This is a genomic window from Maribacter sp. 1_MG-2023, assembly GCF_030547005.1.
Taxonomy (GTDB): domain Bacteria; phylum Bacteroidota; class Bacteroidia; order Flavobacteriales; family Flavobacteriaceae; genus Maribacter.
The window spans coordinates 59,823-66,487 of the sequence record NZ_JAUOPN010000020.1 but is presented as its reverse complement, the minus strand read 5'-3'; the positions used below and the strand labels follow the sequence as shown (position 1 = coordinate 66,487).

The following is a 6,665-nucleotide window of genomic DNA, read 5'->3' as shown; positions in this document are numbered from 1 at the left end:
TGGTTAATCGATTAAACAAACGATAAATCAGTATATATTAAACTTAATATTCACATGAAAAAAGTAGTAACATTCGGCGAGATTATGCTTCGCTTAGCACCAGAAGGATTTTTAAGATTTTCACAAGCAAATAGATTTGATGCTATTTACGGTGGTGGCGAATCTAACGTAGCTGTTTCTTTAGCTAATTATGGCGTTCCTGTAGATTTCGTAACACGTTTACCAAAGAATGATATTGGTGAATGTGCAATGATGGAAATGCGCAAAAGAGGTGTTGGTGTAGATAAAATTGTTTACGGTGGCGATCGTTTAGGTATCTATTTCTTAGAAACTGGTGCAGTATCTAGAGGTAGTAAAGTAGTATACGATAGAGCACATTCTGCTATTGCTGAAATAGAATCTGGCATGATCGATTGGGATGCTGTTTTTGAAGGGGTAGAATGGTTTCATTGGACAGGTATTACACCTGCAATTTCTCAAGGGGCTGCAGATGTTTGTTTAGAAGCTGTAAAAGCTGCTAGTGCAAAAGGAATTACTATTTCTACAGATTTAAATTATAGAGCTAAACTTTGGACATTCTGTGATGAAGCTCATAGAGAAAAAATTATGTCTGGTTTAACTGAATACTGTGATGTTATTTTAGGCAACGAAGAAGATGCTGAAAAGCATTTTGGAATTCACCCTGAAGGACTTGATGTTCATAAAGATGGTGCTGATGTAAAAGCTGAAGCTTTCTTATCTGTTTGTAAGCAGATGATGAAGAAATTCCCGAAAGCTAAAAAGGTAATTACAACCTTAAGAGGTTCTATTTCTGCATCGCACAACACATGGGCCGGTGTTTTATGGGATGGTACCAAAATGTACGAAACTCGTCAATACCAAATTACAGATATCGTTGACCGTGTTGGCGGTGGTGATTCTTTCATGGGTGGTTTAATCTACGGATTATTAAAATACCCAGAAGATGATCAGAATGCACTTGACTTTGCAGTAGCTGCATCATGTTTAAAGCATACAATTAAAGGAGATGCCAACCTTGTAACAGTTTCTGAAGTAGAGAAACTAATGGGTGGTGATGCTTCTGGTAGAGTTGCTAGATAATTAAAAATTGCTTTAGACCTTCTGAAAATAAAAAAATGTCGAAAAAATCTGTTTTAATTCTTTGCGGTGGCGGACCTGCACCCGGTATAAATACCGTAATCAGTACCGTGGCAAAGGCTTTCTTAAAAGACAATTATCGCGTTCTAGGTTTACATGAAGGATTTAAGGGAATTTTTGATGAAAATCCTCAAATCAAGGAATTCGATTTTTTCCATGCCGACAGGATTTTTAGTAGAGGTGGCTCCACATTAATAATGAGCCGTTTTAAACCTAAAAACGAAAAACTAAACACTAGCCTGTTTATTGATAATAATGTAAAACTGTTGGTAAGTATTGGTGGTGACGACACTGCTTCTACTGCCAACAGAATTACAGGTTTTTTGAAGAAAGAAGGTATTTCAATTGCCAACATTCACGTACCTAAAACTATTGATAACGATTTACCGTTACCAGATAGAAACCCAACATTCGGTTTCCATTCTGCAAAAGATGAAGGTGTACGTATTGGGAATACTACCTATGAAGACGCTCGCACCAGTCAAAACTGGTTTGTAATGTCTACCATGGGTCGTTCTGCAGGGCATTTAGCATTCGGTATTGCGGCTAGCTGCCACTACCCTATGATGATTATACCAGAAATGTTTGACCGCACTTCTATCACTTTTGACAAAGTGGTTAGAATGGTCATTTCTTCAATGATAAAACGTAAAATTGAAAATATTAATTACGGTGTAGCACTAATTAGTGAAGGTGTTTTTCATAACATGCCAGACTCTGAATTAAATAAGTGTGATATTAAATTTACCTATGATGATCACGGACACCCAGAATTGGGCAATGTTAGTAAAGCGCATATTTTTAATATGCTCGTTCAAAAAAAATTAAAGGAATTAGGTATTGATATTAAAAGTAGACCTGTTGAACTAGGCTACGAATTACGCTGTTGTAGACCTATTGGATTCGATCTTACATTATGTACGGTTCTAGGTCTTGGTGTAAAAAAATTATTTGACGAAGGTAAAAGTGGCTGTATGGTTACAGCGAATTCTAGAGGTGAAATTACACCGCTATTCTTATCTGAAATTCAAGATGAGAACGGTAAAATTGCCCCTCGTTTGGTAGATATCAATTCAGAATTGGCAGAATTATGCTTTCAAAACTTATTCTACGTAGGTGAAGACGATTATGAGAATGCAAAAAAATATTTAGACAATCCTTCGGACTACGATTTCAACAAAATTTTAACTGAGAAATAAAAAAACAAATGGCACAATATTCAAGAATAGAAGTAGCAAACGTAATGAAGGAAACTGGTATGGTTCCTTTATTTTATCACCCAGATGTAGAATTAGGTAAAAAGGTTTTACAAGCTTGTTACGATGGTGGTGCGCGTTTAATGGAATTTACCGCTCGTGGCGATTTCGCTTTCGAAGTATTTTCTGAATTGAATAAATACGCTATCAAAAATTTACCGGGTATGATTATGGGTGTAGGATCTATTACAGATGCCGGTGCCGCTTCATACTATATGTCTATTGGTGCAAATTTCATTGTAACACCTTCTTTAAGAGAAGATATTGCCATTGTTTGTAACCGTAGAAAAGTATTATGGTCTCCTGGTTGTGGTTCATTAACCGAAATCAACAAAGCCGAAGAAATGGGCTGTGAGATTGTAAAATTATTTCCTGGTGACCTTTACGGACCTGGTTTCGTTAAAGGAATCAAAGGACCTCAACCTTGGACAAGCATTATGCCGACAGGTGGTGTTAGTACCGATGAAGCTAACCTTAAAGGTTGGTTCGATGCAGGTGTTACTTGTGTTGGCATGGGATCAAAATTGATAAGTAAAGATATTTTAGCAAATAAAGATTATGCTGGTTTAGAAGCATTGGTTAAAGATACTTTGGCTAGAATAAAAAAATTACGTTCATAAAGTATAGAGGTATCACACAACATGAATTAAACACTCATACAATGTAACCTTTTAAAAGTGCATATTTAAGTTGTTAGTTGGAAAAGGGCATTTAAACTTTGGCATTACGCTGAAGTTTGGTGCTCTTTTTGTTTTTAATGTGTATCTCACACAAATCATTATTGAAATCAGAAATATAAATACATAAAATGTATTTACTTTAGAGGAATGGATTACAGCAAAATTTCATTCAACCCTTACAGTCTAATCTTTATCTTTCTTGCATTTTTCTTGCCCTTAGAATCCTTAGCACAAATCTCTTCTGATAGTTCTCGTTATTATAGAAAAGCTATTATAAGCCCTGTAAATCCAAATGACTTACCATCGGGGATTAACTTTTTTACCAAAAAGAAAGAAAAAGATTTAGAATTAAACGACACTTTAAATGCTATTTATGATTTACGGCTGCTGTCTATTGCAGAGTTCAAAATAGGGAACAATTTTAATAGCGAAAACCATATTGTTGAAGCTTTGAACCTTATTCAATCTATACCTTCAAAAGACACTTTAATTAACTCTAGAGTTGGCATCTACAATCAACTAGGACGTATTTACCGAGCGTCAAGTAATCATGTAGAAGCCATAAAGACTTTTGAAAGGGCTTTACTTATTGCCAATAAGTTAAAAGACAGTGTTATAATCTTAAATAATAAAGCCAACATTTACAAAGATCAGCTAGATTATATAAATGCACTAGGTATATATACTATACTGCATGAAAAACGACTACAACTTAATGACGAACAACAATTGGCAATGGTAGTTGATAATTTAGGTTATGTACAATCCAAACTTAATTTACCCGAAGCATTACCAAATTTAAAAAAAGCGCTACATCTACGAGAAAATAACCATGACCTTACCGGTCTTCATTCTAGTAACACACATTTATCAGAGTATTATTTAGACCGAGAAGATACCGTTACGGCTATATTTTATGCTGAAAAGGCTCTAAACCTATCTACCAAAATTAATAGCAGCTCTTTTAAACTTAACTCTATATCACATCTTATGAACTTAAGTAATAATCCACTTATTCATGAATACAAAAGATTGAACGATAGTATAAATAATGCAAAACAGGTAGCTGAAAACAAAAATGCCTTTTTAAAATACAATGTAGCTGAAGAACAAAAGAAAACCCAAGCTAGTATTCTTCTTCAAGAAATTGAATCTCGTAAGCGACTGGCATATCAATCGCTTGCCTTTATTATTTTTTTAATCTTAGTTGGTTCTTATTTTATCTATCGCAACAGATACCGCAAAGCTAAAATTGAAGAAATCTATAAAACAGAAACTAGAATTGCTAAAAAAGTACATGATGAAGTAGCTAATGACATGTATAAAGTGATGACCACACTTGAAAATAATTCAGGTATCGACAGCAAAATTATTGACGAATTGGAGAATATTTATACCAAAACAAGAGATATTTCAAGAGAAAATAGTGCTATTGACCTAAGAAATGATTTTGATCTTCAATTAAATGATTTATTACTTGGCTACAAAAACAACAAGGTAAATGTGATTACCCGCAACCTTTCTAAAATGCCATGGAACAATGTAACAGAACATAAAAAAAGTGCTATTTATAGGGTCTTACAAGAACTTATGACCAATATGCGAAAACACAGCCAGGCAACTTTTGTTACACTAGTTTTTAAAAAAGAAGGGGCTAAAATTCAAATAATTTACCGTGATAATGGCGTTGGTTGTGATCTTTTTAAAAAAAATGGACTTCAACATACGGATTCCCGTATCGCTTCTTTAAATGGAACTATTAATTTTGAATCTAAGCAAGGTGATGGCTTTAAGGCATCAATAATAATTTAACGCATGTTCAAAAAAGTTTTAATCGCGGAAGATATGGAAGACATCAATAAAGGTGTATTTTCATTACTGACCGAATTAGGTGTTTTACAAATAGACCAAGTACAGTACTGTGATGATGCATACTTAAAAGCTAAAAGAGCCAACCTAGATGGCGAGTCTTTTGATTTGGTAATATCTGACCTATCTTTTAAAGTAGACCATAGATCACAAACCTACCCTTCTGGGCATTCGCTAGTAGAAAAATTAAAAACAGAATTTCCAGAATTAAAAGTCATTGTCTATTCTGTTGAAGATAGATTACAAGCCGTAAGAACTTTATTTACCCAGCATCATATTGATGCCTATGTATGTAAGAGCAGAAACGGACTCAAAAATCTTACACAAGCTATTACTGAAATAGCTGAGGGCAATACTTTTTTATCTCCTGAAGTGGCTAATGCCTTTAGCAGTGAAAATGAATTAGAGATAGATGATTACGATATTTCTCTTCTAGACAATTTAAGTAAAGGATTATCTCAAGATGAAATTAGTGCTTTATATAGAAAAGAGAATATTTCACCTGCCAGCTTAAGTTCTATTGAAAAGCGTTTAAATAAATTACGTATTCAATTCAATGCCAACAATGCTATACACCTTGTGGCTATAGTGAAAGATTTAGGGCTGATTTAAAAACTGAAATTTACATCGCTTTACGGAAAACCGTAATGCTTTTTCATAGAATGGTATTAATTTTGCCCTACTTAAAACAAGAATAAACACTAGTTAATATCTATAACATTAATGCTATGGCCATCCTACCGAAAAGGTATTTCGGGGGAACTAACCGATTTGGTGGGTATGGCCTATTTTTAAACCAAACACCCAATCTAGACTGCCGCTGCAATATCAACCGATACATGCAATTTACTCTGTCCACTACCATACACCACACCTTTTAAAGGTGGCACATCATAATAATCCCTACCCCAACCCACTACAATATGTTGGTCTTTTGGAATTTGATTATTTGTAGGGTCAAAATCTACCCAACCAAAGCCTGGTATAAAAATAGCAAACCACGCATGTGACGCATCTGCACCTACCAACTTCTTTTTACCAGGGGCAGGCAATGTTTCTATATACCCGCTTATATATCTTGCCGGTAAACCAATAGATCTTATACAGGCAATTGCAATTTGAGCAAAATCTTGACAGACACCCTTCTTCTCTTTCATTACCTCTTCTATAGGAGTAGATATGGTCGAGAATTCTGAATCAAAATCAAAATCGGTATAAATGCGTTGCATCAATTCGTAAGCGGCTTCAAAAACTGACCTATTCCCTTTAAATGATATTTCGGAATAATCACGAATTGCCTTATCTGTTCTTCTTATAAAAATAGATTCTAGTATATACTGCTTTGCCTCTAGAATTTCTGGGTGCATGCCATTTAATGCTGCAAGGGCATCACTCATTGTTACACTTTTACAGGCATCACTATTGAAAGATTCGTGAAACTGAGCGTATTCTCTTTTAATTTTACTTCGAGTTGTAACCTTTAGGGTTCTATGTTCTGTCTGTATGGAAAAACGAGTAATATAATTACCGAAGAAATCTACTCGTTCACTTATTTCTGCCGGTTCTGGCGAAATATCAATACTGTATTCTAACAACTCTTGCCCTTTAGATTCTCTGGGACGTAGCGTTGCTATATTATGACAATAGCTTACTGGAGCGTTATAATCGTACTTAGTAATATGTGTAACGTTAAATATCATAA

At 34.6% G+C, this 6,665-nt stretch carries 6 protein-coding genes; 5 read left to right on the top strand and 1 reads right to left on the bottom strand.

The features are described 5' to 3' along the window. The first annotated feature begins 54 nt into the window (after positions 1-54). From Q4500_RS17295 to Q4500_RS17275, 5 genes are all read left to right on the top strand, one after another. Positions 55-1,101, top strand: coding sequence for a sugar kinase (locus Q4500_RS17295; protein WP_303600835.1), 1,047 nt, complete (start codon positions 55-57; stop codon positions 1,099-1,101). 35 nt (positions 1,102-1,136) lie between these two features. Next, positions 1,137-2,357, top strand: a complete 1,221-nt coding sequence (locus tag Q4500_RS17290; RefSeq protein WP_303600834.1) for a 6-phosphofructokinase — start codon at positions 1,137-1,139, stop codon at positions 2,355-2,357. A gap of 8 nt (positions 2,358-2,365) precedes the next feature. Further along, entirely contained in the window at positions 2,366-3,034 is a 669-nt protein-coding gene (locus Q4500_RS17285) for a bifunctional 4-hydroxy-2-oxoglutarate aldolase/2-dehydro-3-deoxy-phosphogluconate aldolase (protein WP_303600833.1), read from the top strand. 207 nt (positions 3,035-3,241) lie between these two features. Further along, positions 3,242-4,906: an ATP-binding protein gene (locus tag Q4500_RS17280; protein ID WP_303600832.1), complete on the top strand. Its 1,665-nt coding sequence runs from the start codon at positions 3,242-3,244 to the stop codon at positions 4,904-4,906. Positions 4,907-4,909: 3 nt separating this feature from the next. Further along, positions 4,910-5,575: a response regulator gene (locus Q4500_RS17275; protein ID WP_303600831.1), complete on the top strand. Its 666-nt coding sequence runs from the start codon at positions 4,910-4,912 to the stop codon at positions 5,573-5,575. Between the two features lie 197 nt (positions 5,576-5,772). Here Q4500_RS17275 and Q4500_RS17270 read toward each other — a convergent pair whose 3' ends face one another. Then, a complete protein-coding gene (locus Q4500_RS17270; protein ID WP_303600830.1) occupies positions 5,773-6,663 on the bottom strand; it encodes a transglutaminase family protein in 891 nt (296 codons plus the stop codon). Positions 6,664-6,665 lie beyond the last annotated feature (2 nt).